We start from the raw sequence: 15,922 nt of genomic DNA on the forward strand, positions 1-15,922 counted from the left end.
GGGGTTTCGAGCCACGATCAACCGATATCCACCCAATGCACATTATGGGCCTTTTTTTCTTGCGCTTACCCTGGGGGGGAAGGGAGCACCGGAGCACCGGAGCACCGCAACAGGGCACAGGGCACAGGAAAAAAATCCTGTGTCCCTCATTAGAGTGGAAAAAGCTATAATTATCTACAATCAAGACGTAAGCATTCAGCTATTAGCTATTAGCTTATGGGTTAGGTTCGATGCCTCGAAGCCTGAGCCACAGTACTTTTGAATAAAATAAGCTGAGGTTAAGTCACAGGCTGGAAGCCTGAGCCACAGTACTTTTGAATAAAATAAGCTGACCACTGACAGCTGACAGCTTACTGGTATTGAAAATTTCCTGCATAATCCTTGGTAGTTCCCCCGATAAGTTTATAGATACTCAGAAATCAGCTATTGGCACTAAGCATTCAGCCGCTAGTGCCTTAGCTACTGAATGCTTGCATCAAGACTTATTAGTTTAACAAGATCTTGATTGTTTTGCCGTGTTTATCCTGACATTTTTTCATTAAATAATTAAAGTTTCTATAAAGTTTTTTTATTTTTTGGTCGCAGATAACTGTATTTCAGATATCTTTAATGTAGGAGGACATAGCAGTAATCTTTGATCTTGAATATGGGGTAATTACGGAATCAATAATTTCTGTAGCTAAAAGAAATACGTAGAAATACGTAATCTTTCTTATAGCACGTTTGGAAAATTATTTACTGGCGCGAAATGAGGGAATTACTTCAAGTTTTTATTTATATAAAAACTCGTAAAGTAAAACCATTTAATATTGGGGATAACTAAAGTAAACTACCCGCATTTACCAAACCATGTAGCTACTTTTAAAACACCTTCTTAGAAGAGATAGAGTATTGTAAGCATTCAGCTATCAGCTATTAGCTATTAGCTTATGGGTTAGATCCGATGGGTCGAAGCCTGTGCCACACTACTGTTCGCGCAGCGTGCGCGTAGGGCAATTGGTGCTTTTAGGTGCGACCCGTGGCGAATTTAATTCTTAATACGGAAAGTGCACCTTTGAATAAAATAAGCTGACCGCTGATGGCTGAGCACTCATGGCTGACCGCTGAATCGTTACTCGTATTGAAAGTTTCTTTCATAATTGTTGCGGCTTCGCCCGATAAGTATATAGAGACTTAGAAATCAGCTATTAGCACTCAGGATTCAGCATCTAGTGCCTTAGCTGCTGAATGCTTACAGAGTCTCTTACTGCATCTACCACATTAGCGGTTGGGATGCAATCTTAACCTAAGTACTAACCTTATGAAAAATCATTTATCTAACTTAAAAGTGGTTAGAAATCTCAAGCCTCGTCAGCTTGGTCTAGCAGTAACCACTTTCGCTGCCCTAGGATTTACCATGTCTGTGCCTGCTGCAGCAGGAGAATTTCGTACCATTAACGGATTTGGTAACAACCTAAATGATCCGACATTGGGTGAAGCCGAAACAGAACTACTTCGGCTCCTGAGTCCTGAGTACGAAGATGGCTTCAACGCACCAAGAATAACCGGTCCGACTGGCAATGTTCTGCCTAACCCCCGTGACATTAGCAATACGATTGTGCGCCAGAGTAAATCCGTGCCTAATTTCCTCCGGGCCAGCGACTGGATCTGGCAGTGGGGGCAGTTGATTGATCACGACTTAGGTCTGAATGAGCCAGGGCCAAATAGCCCACCAGAGGATTTCATCCCCATCCCGATTAACCCGATTGACATTGCTACTGGTCAGCCAGATCCACTGGCCGGATCTTCTGGTTTTATACCCTTTGTCAGGGTTCCTGCCGCTGAAGGCACTGGCACTGGCCCTGGCAATCCGCGCGAACACATCAACGAACTGACTTCTTTTATTGATGGTTCACAGGTCTACGGATCTGATCAAGTGCGGGCGGAATTTCTACGTACTAATGACGGTACTGGAAAGCTCAAGAGCCAGATTATCAATGGTGAAGAGCTACTACCTTTCAACACTGCCGGATTGCCTAATAGTAACACTAACCGGTCTGGAGCATTACCACCAGAAGAGTTGTTCATCGCTGGGGATATTCGTACCAACGAACAAATTGGCTTAACTGCAGCTCACACCTTGATGGTGCGAGAGCACAATCGTCTGGCTGAAGAACTTGCTGAAAAAATTGACGCTGGCGACCCGGTGATTTTGGAGAAGTTAAAAGAGTCAGGACTTGATAAAGGTGACTTTATCTACGAATCAGCTCGTAAGGTCGTTGGCGCTCAGATTCAGGTAATCACATACAATGAATTCCTACCGCTATTCATTGGCGATAGCCTTTTGGACGATTACTCTGGCTACGATCCTACAGTTGACCCAAGTGTCAGTCAGGAATTTACCAATGCTAACTTCCGTGTTGGCCACACTCTTCTCTCCGAAGAGCTTCAGCGCATTAACAATAACGGCGATTCCGTCGGAAGTATCTCCCTTGCTGATGCCTTCTTCAATCCCCAAGAAGTGATTGATAACGGCGTCGATTCACTGTTTTTGGGTTTAGCGTCCCAGGTCGCTGAAGAGGTTGACAATCAGATAGTGGACGGGGTGCGGGACTTCCTTATCCCGAATGGTATCGGTCAAGGCTTTGACCTCGCTTCACTCAATATTGCCCGGGGAAGGGAAGTTGGCCTTCCCGGCTACAATCAGGCTCGTGTGGAACTCGGTTTGGCTCCGGTCACTGGCTTCTTGACCACCGACAGCGAACTTGGCATTACTTCTGACCCAGAAATAGCAGCTCTATTTGAAAAAATCTACCAGTCTGTAGACGATGTGGATTGGTGGATTGGAGGAATATCTGAGGACTCCTTCAACGGTGGATTGCTCGGTGAACTATTCAATACAGTGATCTCAGACCAGTTCAGGCGGGCACGGGATGGTGACCGGTTCTTTTTCCTCAACGATCTCGATCATCTGCTGGCCTTGGCTCCAGATCTAGAAAGCACTCGCCTCTCGGACATTATTCGCCGAAACTCAAGCATTAGCAAGATCCAAGATAATGCTTTCGTTGTCCCAGAAGACGTGCCGGAACCTAGCAGCATCCTTGGTTTAGTTACACTCCTTGGTTTAGCAGCTATAGCGCAGCGCTATAACTTTCCACCAAAGCCATAACCCTGTACAATAAATCCATGGGTTCGATCGGTTTATATAAGTAATCATCCACTACCTCCATCATTTCTTGTTGCTCTACTTTTGGCAGGCTCGGAATCGTTAAAGCCAGAATTTTTACCCCACCGGTTGTGGAGGATTGACGCAGCCATTGAGTCATTTCGTAACCCTCCCTAGTCGGTAACTGCCAATCAATAATGATCGTCTGGGGCTTAAGCAATGCAATTTGTTTGATGGCAGTGGAACCATCAATCAACCAAATTACTTTATAGCCTGCTGCGGTCAAAATTTCGCAAATTAGGGTAGCCATCTCTTCTTGGTTTTCCACTAAGGCCACAGTGCCTTGAGCTTTGAGAGTTAGGTTGGACTTAGGCATAGCTTTTCCTGAAGTCGCTGGTACCATGGGTTGAGTGGGCAACCAAACTGTAAAACAAGACCCCTCTCCCACTACCGATTCCACCTCAATTTTGCCCCTATGGAGTTCGATCAGCTGTTTGGTTAAGGCTAACCCCAAGCCAGTTCCTTCATACTTGCGACGGTAGGGCGTTTCTAGCTGCTGAAACTTTTGAAACAGTAATGGTAACTGGTCTTGGGCAATACCAATGCCTGTATCTTCCACTTGAAACACTACTAACTGATTTTCTGGCCAGACCCGTAGGATTACTTTACCCCCCTCTGGGGTAAATTTAATCCCATTGCTTAAAAGGTTAAACAAAATCTGTTTAACCCGCCGTTGGTCTGCAGAAAAACAGTCCCTTTCTGGTGGCACTCGCCAATCTAGCTGTAGAGTCACCTGCTGTTGGTAGGCTTGTTCGTTTAGGCTACTCAATACCTGATTGGCTAGCTTACTTAAGGAAAATTTGCTGATAGTCAGGACTAACTTTCCTGCTTCAACCTGAGACAAATCCAGAATATCGTTGATCAGTTCTAGCAGGTGTTGCCCATTGTCCTGGATAGTTTTTAAATAGCGCTGTTGCTTGTCCACAGGTAATCTGTGGGAACTGTCCTGACCAAAACACCAGCGCAAGAGTGTAGCTGCCATCCCAATTACGCAGGTTAGAGGGGTGCGCAATTCATGACTCATGGTAGCTAGAAACTCACTCTTAGCAAGATTGGCTGCTTGAGCAGCTTGCAAAGCATCCCGGAGTGCTTGGGTGCGCTCAATTACCCGTTGTTCAAGGGTGTTGTTTTGGTGCTGCACTTGGGCGTATAACTTAGCTTGATAGATGGCAACGGCTAGGTGTTCTGCAATTGCCTGGAGAAAGTTTTTTTCACTGTCCTGCCATCGCCTTGGCTCGAAACACTGATGGGCAATTAGTAGGCCCCACAGGTTGTTTTGGACAATAATTGGTGCTACTAACTTGGCTCGTACTTGATGTCGGTGCAACAGGTCAAGTAAGCAATTATGGGTATTATAGGTTCGATCAACATCATCAACAGCAACCGTTGACCCTCGCTGATATTTATGTGTACAGTTCGGTACATGGGTTAAGCATTCCTCCTGCTCAATCACATTCAGCACTGATGGGATAGCATCGGAGACTTTAGCTTCGTAGGTAATACAACCCCAGCCTAATTCAGTGGCAGCAGGTGCTGGCTCTAGTGCTGTGGGACTAGAGGTGTAAGGGAAGTCAAATTGATAGATTACTAATCGGTCTACTTCTAGGAAGTGTCGTACCCGTTCAACTGCTGTGGTCAGGATCAGCGGTAACTCTTGGCTTTGACGGATTTGACTGGTCACCTGATTGAGCAATCGCTCCTGCTCAACCTGCTGGTGCAGTGCTTCGGCTACGGGTTGACAAATGGACCCATAGGGATAATCTGGCTCTGCTAATGGTGGAGCATCGGTGTTGTAGTTATCCGTGTTGTAGTTATCCGTGTTGTAGTTATCCGTGTTGTAGTCACACAGAATATCGATTAATGATAGGGTAAATTCGCTCTGGATAGCTGGATTATTGGGTTTGAGGGAGGCTTGAGCCCTCTTGATTAGGTTGAGAACATCCTGAGAGGTTTCAAATTCTGATGGTGAGGTTAGGTAGGAGTCTTTGAGATGGGTAAGAAAGTTTGCGATCGCATCCGGAGCGAAAGTTAATCCCACTTGGTACAGTCTCATCAGAGATTCATACCCAGTTAAGGTCTCCGGTTGGGCTTCCCCCCACAGCAGACAACTGAACTGTTCTGATCCGATCAGGGTAAATCTCTGGCTCTGAGTCTGATTAATCACCCTCTGATTCAACAACAGATCAGACTTTAGGAGTATTGCCTCTTCGCCCAAAGTTGACTTTATCTGGTCTAATCGCTGATCCAGACGCTCGAACACAGCCAAGGGCAAAATTCTGAGGAATTTTGGATTACTAAATAATTTGGTAGGTGGAATTAAGGATAACACCTGCTGCCTGGTCCGCTAAATTGCCTGAATGGTGTGGATAGTAGCTTATTTGATAGTAGTTGATTTTTGTCCACCTGCTGATAAGTATTCCCCTATTTTACCAGATTTTAGCGTTGCGTGCAGTGTAGTAAATGTGGTAAATGTTGTAAATGTGATAAATGTAGTAAATGGGCGCAGGGAGAGGGTAGAAGTAATTGGTTTGGTAGGTTAATAACACACCAAACTAAATTGCGATGCTCCTTTGGAGCCGCTACGCGATCGCACTAGATTTAATGAAGGGTTGACATCAAGAATAAGGAGTAAAAATGGAATAGAATAGATGAATATATCAGATTAATAGTCATCAAACATGACACCATAAGAAAGATTAACTCAAGTAGAGAACTTGTTAGAGACAGCAGCACGATACATTAATCGTCACTCTCAGACCATCGAGCAAAATCAAGCAGAAATTACTCAATTACGAGTTTCTCTGAATGAGACCTTAAAATTGTTTTCGGATTTGGCAACCTATCAACGTCAAAGTCAAGAGGAGATTATTCAAAATCAAGAGGAGATTCGTCAAAGTCAAGCAGAGATTCGCCAAAATCAAGAAGAAATACGACGGATTTGGGAATATTTATTAAATCAAAGCGGTAATGAATGAAACGGGCAAGATGCCCGTTCCACGGAGGGAATTAAACCTCTAGCGGTTTGGGAGTGTAAACATAAAATTGATGGATAAAGGGCACCATCCCCCTGTCGTGATTGGCCTTTGGGCCACGCTACGCGATGCTCGGTACGAGCCGCTACGCGAACAGAAAACGTGAATTTTTTTTGCATTCGAGAGCAATAGTGTGATCACCTAGATAGAATTTAGACTGGAAAACGTGCTGGCTACTCGACCTGGGTAGCCGGAAAAAGTCAATCAGGGAATCTCCATCTCATTTCTTTGTTGACGTTCGAGTAGAAACCTCGATGATAAACAACAGCTGTTCTGTGCTTGATTCCCTTTGCAATCTACAACCAAATCCAAACCAAGGACACCAAACTGGTGCTACTAGTCAACGCCTAATACCTAGTGCTTCATACCTAGTGCTTAGAGTCTAATCGAGAAAAGTGCGGGTCAACTTTCTCTAAAATACTGGGTTAGGTTGTTGAGCGCCTCTGTCGCACTTTCAATCGCTGAAGCTAATTCTTCAATGCGGTCAGAGTGAGCTTTACCTTCAATTTCTTTTTTCAGCAGTTCCTGTAATTTCAGAATCAATTCTTTTTGGTAGCTGACTGAATGGGTAAAATCTGTGGATTCCATCATTGGACTTAAATTAATTATATTACCTGATAGCTGATAGCTTAAGCTGACCACTGAATTCGAGTTTACCGAACCCAATTGTGTTCAGTTTACCGTAATTTAGCTCAAGGTTTACTATAGCAGTTCTAAATAGTTCATGAAACCCAAAGCTGATTTCTGATCACACCAAAAAATCCTCGGATCTCTTTCTTACTATTCCCTGCTGCCTGCTCCCTGCTGCCTGCTCCCTGCTCCCTGCTCCCTGCTGCCTGCTGCCTGCTCCCTGCTGCCTGCTCCCTGCTCCCTATTCCCTATTCCCTATTCCCTATTCCCTATTCCCTATTCCCTATTCCCTATCCAACAGTTTTTCATAACGGCAATCCCTATAAAGTTAGTGATAAAAACCGAATGGTCACTGCTATTTTGAAGTACTACCATAATAATCAAAGGCAAAAAAACAAGGCTAAATCAATTAAAAAAATACAACTTGGAGGAAGAGCTATGACTCTAGTTCGTTGGAACCCCTGGAAAGACATCAACACCCTACAACGGGAACTTGACCAGCTATTTGACCATAGTTTTGTGCCCACTACTTTGCGAGAGTTTGGTCATTTAAAAAATGTTCCTGCTGCTGAACTAACCCAAACGGAAGATGCTATCACTCTGAAATTGGAAGTTCCAGGAATGGAAGCCAAAGAATTGAATGTAGAAGTCACAGATACTGTTGTTGCTATCAGTGGAGAACGGAAAGAAGAAACCAATACTGACGAAAAAGGCGTCAAGCGTTCTGAATTCCGTTATGGTAAATTCCAGCGGGTAATTCCTTTACCAGTTCGGATTCAAAATACCAAAGTTCAGGCTGAGTACAAAGACGGTATCTTGAATCTGACCTTGCCCAAAGCTGAAGAGGAAAAAAACAAAGTTGTCAAGGTTAACTTGAACTAACTCCCTGGTTAGCTCAGTGGCTGGTTAACTCAGTGGCTGGCTAACTAGACTTGGGACAATTAGTTAGCTACTGGCGTTTAGACTAAATCGTGACCTCAAAAAGCGATCGCTATCTCAACAAGCGATCGCTTTTTGTTTACATATATAGAAATCCTAAATGAAGCGATGCAGCGCGGTCTTGGGGGTTTCCCCCACTCGCTATTGCATCAAGACATTGTGGGAATTTTTGTTGCCTGCTCCCTGTTCCCTGTTCCCTGTTCCCTGTTCCCTTTCCTATACCAGTTCTCAATGGGGTGGCGACAAAATCATCCTATCATTCAGCAACGCCATCACTGGAGTCAATCGGATCTTTTTCTGTAACTTATCCGGATAACTCAACTCGGCTGAGAAATAGAAAAATAGTAGATGCACCTTGATAGCCATCCCCCTGCAATCAAAGCGGGGGGTTTTTTAATTATAACCATGAAACCTATGAAACCCATACTCAAATCTGCCGCAACTTACCTAATCTTAATGATTGCGATGGTTCTATCTGCTAGCCCTGCCTCTGCTCAACCTGAAGGATTAAAGGGTAGCTACGTGGGAATTAGTAACGATGGCAGCAAAATCAGTAATGATATCCTCAATCCCTTTGAGAATTTGCTGGGAATTGGCTCAAACTCAAGCGATGAAAGGATTGGTAGCATGTATCAAGGTCGTATTGATCTGCCCAATTTACCGATTTCAGTGCGTGGTGCAGCGTTTCTCTCTGGCAAAGGTCGTGCGATCGAACCAACAATTACCTATGATGTACCGGTTGCCAGCAATACTAACATTTACGTTGGTGGAGGCTATACCTTTGTGAACAACCAGGAGATCACCACTCCTTTAGGTAATCAAAATTCAGCCGTATTGACTGCTGGTGTAGAAGCAGCAGTCAATGACTACACCATAATCTACGGCAGCGGCAGATTAAGCCTTAGTGATGAAAACAACGATACTTCCCCAGTTAAATTGCAATTTGGTGCAGGCTATCGTTTCTAAAATCTATTGCTCAATCGTAATGGTAGGGGCGCTTCCCTTGGGCATTTATTTTAACCAAAGACGAGTCACTTGTTCCAACTGAGTAACATCCTCCTGACTCAAAGCCCAACCCAAAGCCCCTGCATTGTCTTGCACCTGTTGTGCGGTCTTAGCACCGGGAATCGGGATTACTCCATCTTGAGCAATCAGCCAGTTAAGGGCAACTTGAGCTGGTTTTCGCTCATACTTTTCCCCTAACTGACTCAGTAGCTTTAGCACAGGGGCAATTTTTTCTAAACCACTTTTGCTAAAGCGGGGGTCAATAGCCCTAGCTCCAGTGGGTTTGATATAGCTCTCTACCGTATACTTGCCAGTGAGTAATCCTTGAGCTAAGGGACTGTAAGCCAGAATAGTCACACCTAACTGACGCGCTTTATCAAGAATACCGTTGCTCTCAATTTTCCGATGCAACAGAGAATATTGCACCTGATTCACCGCTAGGGGTATGCCACGGGCTGCCAAGTAACTGTGAGCTTCTGCCATTTGCTTAGCGGAATAGTTACTGACACCAACTGCTCCAATCCGACCACGCTTCACTTCATCAGAAATTTTGGGTTTGAAACCCCGTCCTTCTAGGACGGCAAAACATGTTAGAATGGAAATGGTCAACGACCCACCCGAGACGATGGATTGACCAAAGGTCACGCTTCGCGAACAGACAGCCTACACGAGCGAAGTCCAGTAACCTGGCGGCGCAGAAAAATCGGTAGACCGGGAAAAGAAGACGGGGCAATGGAAGTCCAACCCCTGAATCAACAAAGTACATCAAGATTTTTCTTGTTTGGAATTTCAACACATAAGAACCGCAGGGCTTGCGGGGATAGTCTGTGGAGCGACCATAAGACCTGAAGAGAGTAAATCTCGGAGGGCTGGTGCTATGAAGCAGAAACCTAAATCGTGAGGTTTAGGAATCACCGCACTTCGGCAGGCGGTGAGGATGTCAACAGCTAGAGCATTCATCAACGTCTGTTGGCTGATCAAGAAACTAAAAGGCATATGTACTTGGTACAGTTCCACTTGCTCGACTTGCAGACGTTTCAAACTGTCGCTCAACGCATCAGAAACTGACTGAGCGCTAAATCGCCAGGGTAAGGGGAAATACTTAGTAGCAATCTGGGCTTTCCGTCCCACCTGCTTCATAAACCGTCCGATCAGGGATTCTGATTCTCCTAGTCCATACACCTCAGCGGTGTCAAAAAAGTTAATTCCAGCATCCAAGGTTGCCTCGAAGGCTTCTTTTACCTGAGTAGTGCCGTAGTCACTGCCATAGTTCCAAAACAGCTTGTCTCCCCATGACCACGTCCCAATTCCCAAGGCTGTGACCATCGGACCATTCTGACCTAACCTGATCGTCTGCATGATAAAAACTCCTGCTCTTAACATTTCTTAATATTATTTCAGTTTATCGTGGCTCAGTCAGCTATCAGCTTGGTTGAAAGTTGAAAGTTGAAAGTTGAAAGTTGAAAGTTAAAAGTTGAAAGTTGAAAGTTGACGGTTTATAACTTAAGTTTAAAAATTAACGATAAACTAGACTGAGCACTGACTCCCTGACCCATTCAGCTATTAATAAAACTAAGCTAGGAAGAAATTGCTGCTGAAGAAGGCTTGATTTGGGAGCCTGAAAACCTTTATTGTGCTGTGGTGGTGTAATCTGGTTACTCCTGTGTGGCGTCAATCCCAACAGCACTCTCAAACCCTTGACCAGGGGCAAGGTATGAATATAGACTCATACATCAACATTGAGCAAGAACAAATTACACGCTCCCGCGTGCTGTTTCATAGCATTCGCTTTGATTTAAATCAAGATATTCTTACAAAAATTAAACAAGCACAACAGACTGGTCACGGCCTTGATATTTCCGGAGAGTTGCTTAGTGATTTACGCCATTTAGCTCTGCTGGATTGGGAAAACCGCCTCCAGTCTGGATTGACGTTTTCTACGTACTATCTACCAGTTGATCGGGCACAGGCACTGATGCGGAGTGTGATTGCCCTTGATGGAGAAATCGTTCACCAGATCAAGAGAGACTGTTTGGAGAATCCCGACTTTTGTTGTCAAATTGCTGACGCTCATTACTGGCTGATCACTCAAATCTTGGCTCAGCTACGCCTGAAACCATCACCCAACTTCCCTAAGCTGGCTTGGGGACTATCAGCGCTGATGATAATCCTGGTGATTGTGGCAGTGCTGGTAATTCCTGGTGTATTACAGCTAATACTTGCTCAACCCTGGAGATGGTTGATTATTATAGTGGGCATAGTCAGCTGTGGTCTACTTCTAGTAATAGTACAATGGCTGCTACGTTCATGTTTAATCAGGATTGCGCCTTGGATGTTGCGTCAGCTATTGTCAGGTTTGCTCTCGGCCAAGCCTGGTCCTAAGAAAATTGCTAAACGTATTCTGGCATGGTTATTGCCGTGATTAGTGATCAGTCTGTGATCTGCCTTTTGCCTTTTGGCTGGGATTATTCGTTCAAGGCAGAATTTAACAGATAATAGAAAGGTTAAGTTAGATGGAAACTATGTCAACAGAAGCGATCGCATCAGTCATCAATGTCTATTTTGCTAACATGGCGGCCATGAATCCAGGAGGCTGGGTAGAGATTTTTGCTGAAGATGCAGTGATTTATGACCCAGTGGGAAAGCCACCAATCAACGTCTCTGAGGACTCGGAGAAGTTCTTTGGACTACTGTCTAGCTTCTTTAACAGCTTTGACATCTCACAAGAGCAAATTTTTATTGCTGGCAATGGAGCAGCGGTAAAGTGGAGGATGCAGGTGTCTGCTAAGAATGGTCGTGAGGCTACTGCTGAAGGCATCAGTGTTTTTGAAATCAATGATGACGGTAAGATTCAACAGGTTTTGTCCTACTGGAATGAAGCAGAAATGATGGCTAAACTTAAGGGCTAATTCCTAAGTGGTGTTGGCGGTTAGCAAGGACAAAAGCTGCTGAACCAGCACCGACAATAATCTAATAGTTATAGAGCATCTTAGATTTAGGAGCGATCAGCAATAGGCTTACCTATGCATCGATCAACGATCCATAAGGAAGCGGACCGTCCGTTTGGTCCCTGGGAAGTGTAAACCAGTATCCCATATGACCTTCTATGAACTCGGCCCGGGTGATGGAACCATTACCATCAGTGTCAAGACTGTTGAAAGCCTTGTCAGCACTTTCGGGCTGGTCTTCACCGGAGTATATTGCCAAATACTTCCGGTACTCTTCACGGGAAATCTGACCGGAATGATCGGTGTCGATGAGATCAAAAAAGACTTCGTTCTTTTGCCGACCCACTTCTAGTGACGATTCGATTACCGTGACAGCCTTTGCGGCATTGGTAATAAACTCTTCTTCCCCGATCATGGTGTTGGCATCGACCGCACCCCCTCCAGCGATTATATACTGAAATAGGTCGTGAAACAGAGTCCGGATTACTTCGTAATTCGACGAATTACCTTGAAGTTTGACAAACCGATCCGCAATTGTTTCGTAGTCCGAGAGCGACAAAACCCCATCTCCGTTGACATCCATAAGCTTGAAGTAAGTCTTCATCCGAACAATCCAAGCACTCGATGACAAAAAGTCTTCTGGTGTCATTTTTAATTCGATAATAAAATCCCAATGTATGATATCAGTTTCTATCCATTGGTGACAAAATTAAGTATCGTACGCGACTTCGTGCAACCGTTATGTTCCTGTCCCATTAGCTATTACTGTTCCCAAAAAAATAACCCCTGAGTATCGTGCTGTTAGATCACAGCTCGACCAACTAAGGGGTATCGATGACTGAATTGCGTAAGCTATTTACTACTATCCACAGCAGCTGTATGCGTACGGGTTTTCCCAACGTTAACCAAACAGTTAACCAATGGTATAACTTCAGGGTAAGACCAGTTGCTCAGACCTCAGACAAATAGTATGTAGCGGGGAAACGCTTTTGAGCTGTTAGACAAAAAAATACCCCTGTCTGGCTATTAGATCACAGACAGAGGAATTAAGGGGTATCGATGACTGAATTGCGTAAGCTATTTACTACTATCCACAGCGGCTGTATGCGTACGGGTTTTCCCAACGTTAACCAATGGTATAACTTCAGGGTAAGACCAGTTGCTCAGACCTTAGACAACTAGTATTTAGCTGGGAGAAGCCTTTGAGCTGTTCCAAAAAAAATACCCTCTGAGTGTCTTGCTGTTAGATCACAGCTCGACCAACTAAGGGGTGTCCATGGCTGAATTGCGTAAGCTATTTACTACTATCCACAGCGGCTGTATGCGATCGCGTTTACCCAACGTTAACCTTATAGTTAACCAATGGTATAACTTGACGATAAGACGAGCTGGTAACAGGTCAGACAACTAGTATGTAGCCGGGAAACGCTTTTGAGCTGTTACACAAAAAAAATACCCCTGTCTTGCTCTTAGATCACAGCTCGACTAACTAAGGGGTATCGATGACTGAATTGGGTAAGCTATTTACTACTATCAACAGCGGCTGTATGCGATCGCGTTTTCCCAAAGTTAACCTTATAGTTAACCAATGGTATAACTTCAGGGTAAGGGGAGCTGGTCAGAGGTGAGGCAACTAGTATGTAGCCGGGAAACGCTTTTGAGTTCCAAAAAAATAACCCCTGAGTGTCTTGCTGTTAGATCACAGCTCGACTAACTAAGGGGTATCGATGGCTGAATTGGGTAAGCTATTTACTACTATCAACAGCGGCTGTATGCGATCGCGTTTTCCCAACGTTAACCTTATAGTTAACCTGATGTATAAGTGATGGTTTAGCCGATGATGGGGGTTTGGGGCAAGCAATAATCCCCGACAATAGCAGTGCCTGCACCCTGTGGGAGCGTCAATTTGCTACACTTCTGATCACGTATTGGTATTGCCTCCAAAATCACAACCATGACAGCTACACCACTTGCATCCATACCCCTAAGTGCGATCGCTCAAAAAACCCGTCAAGCTGCACAGAACTTAGCCGTTCTCTCAACAAAGGCTAAAAATGAAGCTATTGAGGCAATAGCCCAAGCCTTGGAAGCTGCAGCACCGGAAATCCTAGCGGCGAATGCTGCAGACTGCCAAGCGGCTGAGGCAGATAACATTCCTAAAGCCCTTTATAATCGCCTGAAGTTCAACGAAACAAAGCTCAAGGGGGCTATTCAGGGGGTGCGAGATGTGGGCAACCTTGGTGATCCTGTGGGCAATGTCCAAATTCATCGAGAACTGGATCAAGGACTAATCCTCAAACGAGTCACTTGTTCCTTAGGAGTTTTAGGGGTTATCTTTGAAGCTCGTCCCGATGCCTTAATTCAAATTACCTCTCTTGCGATTAAATCCGGTAATGGTGTTATCCTCAAAGGCGGTAAAGAAGCAATTCGCTCCTGTGAAACCCTAGTCAAAGCAATTCATAAAGGATTATCTACGACAGCAGTTGACCCAGCAACGGTACAGTTGTTAACCACTAGAGAAGAAATCAAAGAGCTGTTACAACTAGACAACTATGTGGATTTGATTATTCCCAGAGGGTCGAACGCTTTTGTTCGGTTTGTGCAGGAGAATACTCGTATTCCAGTACTTGGTCATGCTGATGGGATTTGCCACCTCTATATTGATGCAGCAGCTGACTTGGAGAAAGCGGTAACTATCACCGTTGATGCCAAAACTCAATATCCAGCTGTTTGTAATGCGATTGAAACCCTGCTGGTGCATTCAGCAATTGCTCCTCGTTTTTTGCCCCTAGCAGCAGAAGCTTTGAAAAAGGGTAATGTAGAATTGCGAGGGGATGAAGCTAGCCGTGAGATTATCCCAATCTCTGTAGCAACCGATGAGGATTGGTCTACAGAATATAATGATTTAATTCTTTCTATCAAAGTAGTAGATTCTGTGGAAGAAGCGATTAACCATATCAATACTTATGGTTCCAGACATACGGATGCAATTGTTACTGAAGACCAGGAGGTAGCAGATAGCTTCGGAAATCAAGTTGATGCAGCTAATGTTTTCCACAACTGTTCTACTCGCTTTGCCGATGGTTTCCGCTATGGTTTTGGAGCAGAAGTAGGAATTAGCACTCAACAAATGCCCCCCCGAGGTCCAGTGGGCTTAGAGGGATTGGTGACTTACAAATACAAGGTTACAGGTAATGGTCACATTGCCGCTACTTATGTTGGTGAGAATGCTAAGCCTTTTACCCATCGGGATATCTAATATTCTTCGGTAAATTTATAATGCTTACGGAAACTAACAGGTTTTAAATTCCGAAAGTATTGTCCAGTAATGCTTTGAGTATAATTATACTGGCAGGCGCTCCTAGTAAGTGCTCAAGAGCGATATTTTTGGACTTTTGCAAGAGGTCTATTAAAAAAACCTCAGCGGATAGCTGAGGAATTAGTCACGTTGCATCTACTATTTCTTAATCCTTGATTCGTCTATCTAGATCCGGAACAATTTAGAAATGCTTACGCCAAGGAAACAGGCAAGATGGCTATCCCACATAGAACTAATAGATTGTTTGAAACAAGATTAAACAAAAAAAATCCCCAGCGGGTAGCTGAGGAAGGAGTCAGGGTGCATCTACTATTTCTTATTCCTTGATTGCTCTCTCTAGATCCGGAACAATTTAGAAATGCCTAAGCCAAATAGAACTGATAGATTGGTTGAGACAAAATTCAAAAAAAAAAATCCCCAGCGGGTAGCTGAGGGATGAGTCAGGGTGCATCTACTATTTCTTATTCCTTCATGGCTCTCTCTAGATCCGGAACAATTTAGAAATGCCTAAGCCAAATAGAACTGATAGATTGGTTGAGACAAAATTCAACAAAAAAAATCCCCAGCGGGTAGCTGAGGGATGAGTCAGGGTGCATCTACTATTTCTTAATCCTTCATGGCTCTCTCTAGATCCGGAACAATTTAGAAATGCCTAAGCCAAATAGAACTGATAGATTAGTTGAGACAAAATTGAACAAAAAAAATCCCCAGCGGCTAGCTGAGGGATGAGTCAGGGTGCATCTACTATTTCTTATTCCTTGATTGCTATCTCTAGATCCGGAACAATTTAGAAATGCCTAAGCCAAATAGAACTGATAGATTAGTTGAGACAAAATTCAACAAA

At 44.2% G+C, this 15,922-nt stretch carries 12 protein-coding genes and 1 pseudogene; 8 read left to right on the forward strand and 5 right to left on the reverse strand.

What is annotated here, in order from left to right:
* The first annotated feature begins 1,300 nt into the window (after nt 1-1,300).
* The gene (locus tag F6K53_RS07485) at nt 1,301-3,148 is read left to right on the forward strand and encodes a peroxidase family protein (protein WP_293068003.1); all 1,848 of its coding nucleotides are present in this window, start codon (nt 1,301-1,303) and stop codon (nt 3,146-3,148) included.
* On the opposite strand, the gene F6K53_RS07490 is transcribed toward F6K53_RS07485, so the two are convergent.
* Nucleotides 3,111-5,477 carry an ATP-binding protein gene (locus F6K53_RS07490; RefSeq protein ID WP_293068006.1) on the reverse strand — a complete coding sequence of 789 codons (2,367 nt, stop codon included), beginning with the start codon at nt 5,475-5,477 and terminating at the stop codon, nt 3,111-3,113. The two genes, F6K53_RS07485 and F6K53_RS07490, sit on opposite strands and share 38 nt — an antisense overlap.
* A gap of 442 nt (nt 5,478-5,919) precedes the next feature.
* Here F6K53_RS07490 and F6K53_RS07495 point away from each other — a divergent pair, with 442 nt between their 5' ends.
* On the forward strand, nt 5,920-6,180 hold the full coding sequence (locus F6K53_RS07495; protein WP_293068009.1) for a hypothetical protein: 261 nt from the start codon (nt 5,920-5,922) through the stop codon (nt 6,178-6,180).
* Between the two features lie 459 nt (nt 6,181-6,639).
* Here the strand turns inward: F6K53_RS07495 and F6K53_RS07500 are convergent, their stop codons facing one another.
* Nucleotides 6,640-6,828, reverse strand: a complete 189-nt coding sequence (locus F6K53_RS07500) for a hypothetical protein (RefSeq protein ID WP_293026661.1) — start codon at nt 6,826-6,828, stop codon at nt 6,640-6,642.
* A gap of 477 nt (nt 6,829-7,305) precedes the next feature.
* Between F6K53_RS07500 and F6K53_RS07505 the strand changes: the two genes are divergently transcribed.
* The 3 genes from F6K53_RS07505 (at nt 7,306) to F6K53_RS07515 (ending at nt 8,772) form a co-directional block, all read left to right on the forward strand.
* Entirely contained in the window at nt 7,306-7,749 is a 444-nt protein-coding gene (locus F6K53_RS07505; protein WP_293068012.1) for an Hsp20/alpha crystallin family protein, read from the forward strand.
* Between the two features lie 157 nt (nt 7,750-7,906).
* Nucleotides 7,907-8,122 carry a hypothetical protein gene (locus tag F6K53_RS07510; protein WP_293026655.1) on the forward strand — a complete coding sequence of 72 codons (216 nt, stop codon included), beginning with the start codon at nt 7,907-7,909 and terminating at the stop codon, nt 8,120-8,122.
* Between the two features lie 98 nt (nt 8,123-8,220).
* Nucleotides 8,221-8,772, forward strand: coding sequence for an outer membrane beta-barrel protein (locus F6K53_RS07515; protein WP_293068015.1), 552 nt, complete (start codon nt 8,221-8,223; stop codon nt 8,770-8,772).
* Between the two features lie 45 nt (nt 8,773-8,817).
* Here the strand turns inward: F6K53_RS07515 and F6K53_RS07520 are convergent.
* Nucleotides 8,818-9,360: pseudogene (locus F6K53_RS07520) on the reverse strand (aldo/keto reductase); the annotation flags it as partial.
* A gap of 240 nt (nt 9,361-9,600) precedes the next feature.
* Complete coding sequence (locus tag F6K53_RS07525) at nt 9,601-10,170, reverse strand: aldo/keto reductase (RefSeq protein ID WP_364302583.1); 570 nt, start codon at nt 10,168-10,170, stop codon at nt 9,601-9,603.
* Nucleotides 10,171-10,444: 274 nt separating this feature from the next.
* On the opposite strand from F6K53_RS07525, the gene F6K53_RS07530 reads away from it, so the two are divergent.
* Nucleotides 10,445-11,233 carry a hypothetical protein gene (locus F6K53_RS07530; protein ID WP_293026647.1) on the forward strand — a complete coding sequence of 263 codons (789 nt, stop codon included), beginning with the start codon at nt 10,445-10,447 and terminating at the stop codon, nt 11,231-11,233.
* A gap of 91 nt (nt 11,234-11,324) precedes the next feature.
* On the forward strand, nt 11,325-11,720 hold the full coding sequence (locus F6K53_RS07535; protein ID WP_293026645.1) for a nuclear transport factor 2 family protein: 396 nt from the start codon (nt 11,325-11,327) through the stop codon (nt 11,718-11,720).
* Nucleotides 11,721-11,832: 112 nt separating this feature from the next.
* Here F6K53_RS07535 and F6K53_RS07540 read toward each other — a convergent pair whose 3' ends face one another.
* Entirely contained in the window at nt 11,833-12,408 is a 576-nt protein-coding gene (locus F6K53_RS07540; protein WP_293068020.1) for an EF-hand domain-containing protein, read from the reverse strand.
* Nucleotides 12,409-13,713: 1,305 nt separating this feature from the next.
* Between F6K53_RS07540 and F6K53_RS07545 the strand changes: the two genes are divergently transcribed.
* Complete coding sequence (locus F6K53_RS07545) at nt 13,714-15,018, forward strand: glutamate-5-semialdehyde dehydrogenase (protein WP_293026637.1); 1,305 nt, start codon at nt 13,714-13,716, stop codon at nt 15,016-15,018.
* The last annotated feature ends 904 nt before the right edge of the window (nt 15,019-15,922 follow it).

The organism is Moorena sp. SIO4A1 (assembly GCF_010672065.1).
GTDB lineage: Bacteria > Cyanobacteriota > Cyanobacteriia > Cyanobacteriales > Coleofasciculaceae > Moorena.

Coding starts and splice junctions, on each gene's coding strand:
- F6K53_RS07525 (WP_364302583.1), bottom strand. CDS start 10,170: ATGCAGACGATCAGGTTAGGTCAGAATGGTCCGATGGTCACAGCCTTG.
- F6K53_RS07545 (WP_293026637.1), top strand. CDS start 13,714: ATGACAGCTACACCACTTGCATCCATACCCCTAAGTGCGATCGCTCAA.
- F6K53_RS07535 (WP_293026645.1), top strand. CDS start 11,325: ATGGAAACTATGTCAACAGAAGCGATCGCATCAGTCATCAATGTCTAT.
- F6K53_RS07500 (WP_293026661.1), bottom strand. CDS start 6,828: ATGATGGAATCCACAGATTTTACCCATTCAGTCAGCTACCAAAAAGAA.
- F6K53_RS07540 (WP_293068020.1), bottom strand. CDS start 12,408: ATGACACCAGAAGACTTTTTGTCATCGAGTGCTTGGATTGTTCGGATG.
- F6K53_RS07505 (WP_293068012.1), top strand. CDS start 7,306: ATGACTCTAGTTCGTTGGAACCCCTGGAAAGACATCAACACCCTACAA.
- F6K53_RS07510 (WP_293026655.1), top strand. CDS start 7,907: ATGAAGCGATGCAGCGCGGTCTTGGGGGTTTCCCCCACTCGCTATTGC.
- F6K53_RS07485 (WP_293068003.1), top strand. CDS start 1,301: ATGAAAAATCATTTATCTAACTTAAAAGTGGTTAGAAATCTCAAGCCT.
- F6K53_RS07515 (WP_293068015.1), top strand. CDS start 8,221: ATGAAACCCATACTCAAATCTGCCGCAACTTACCTAATCTTAATGATT.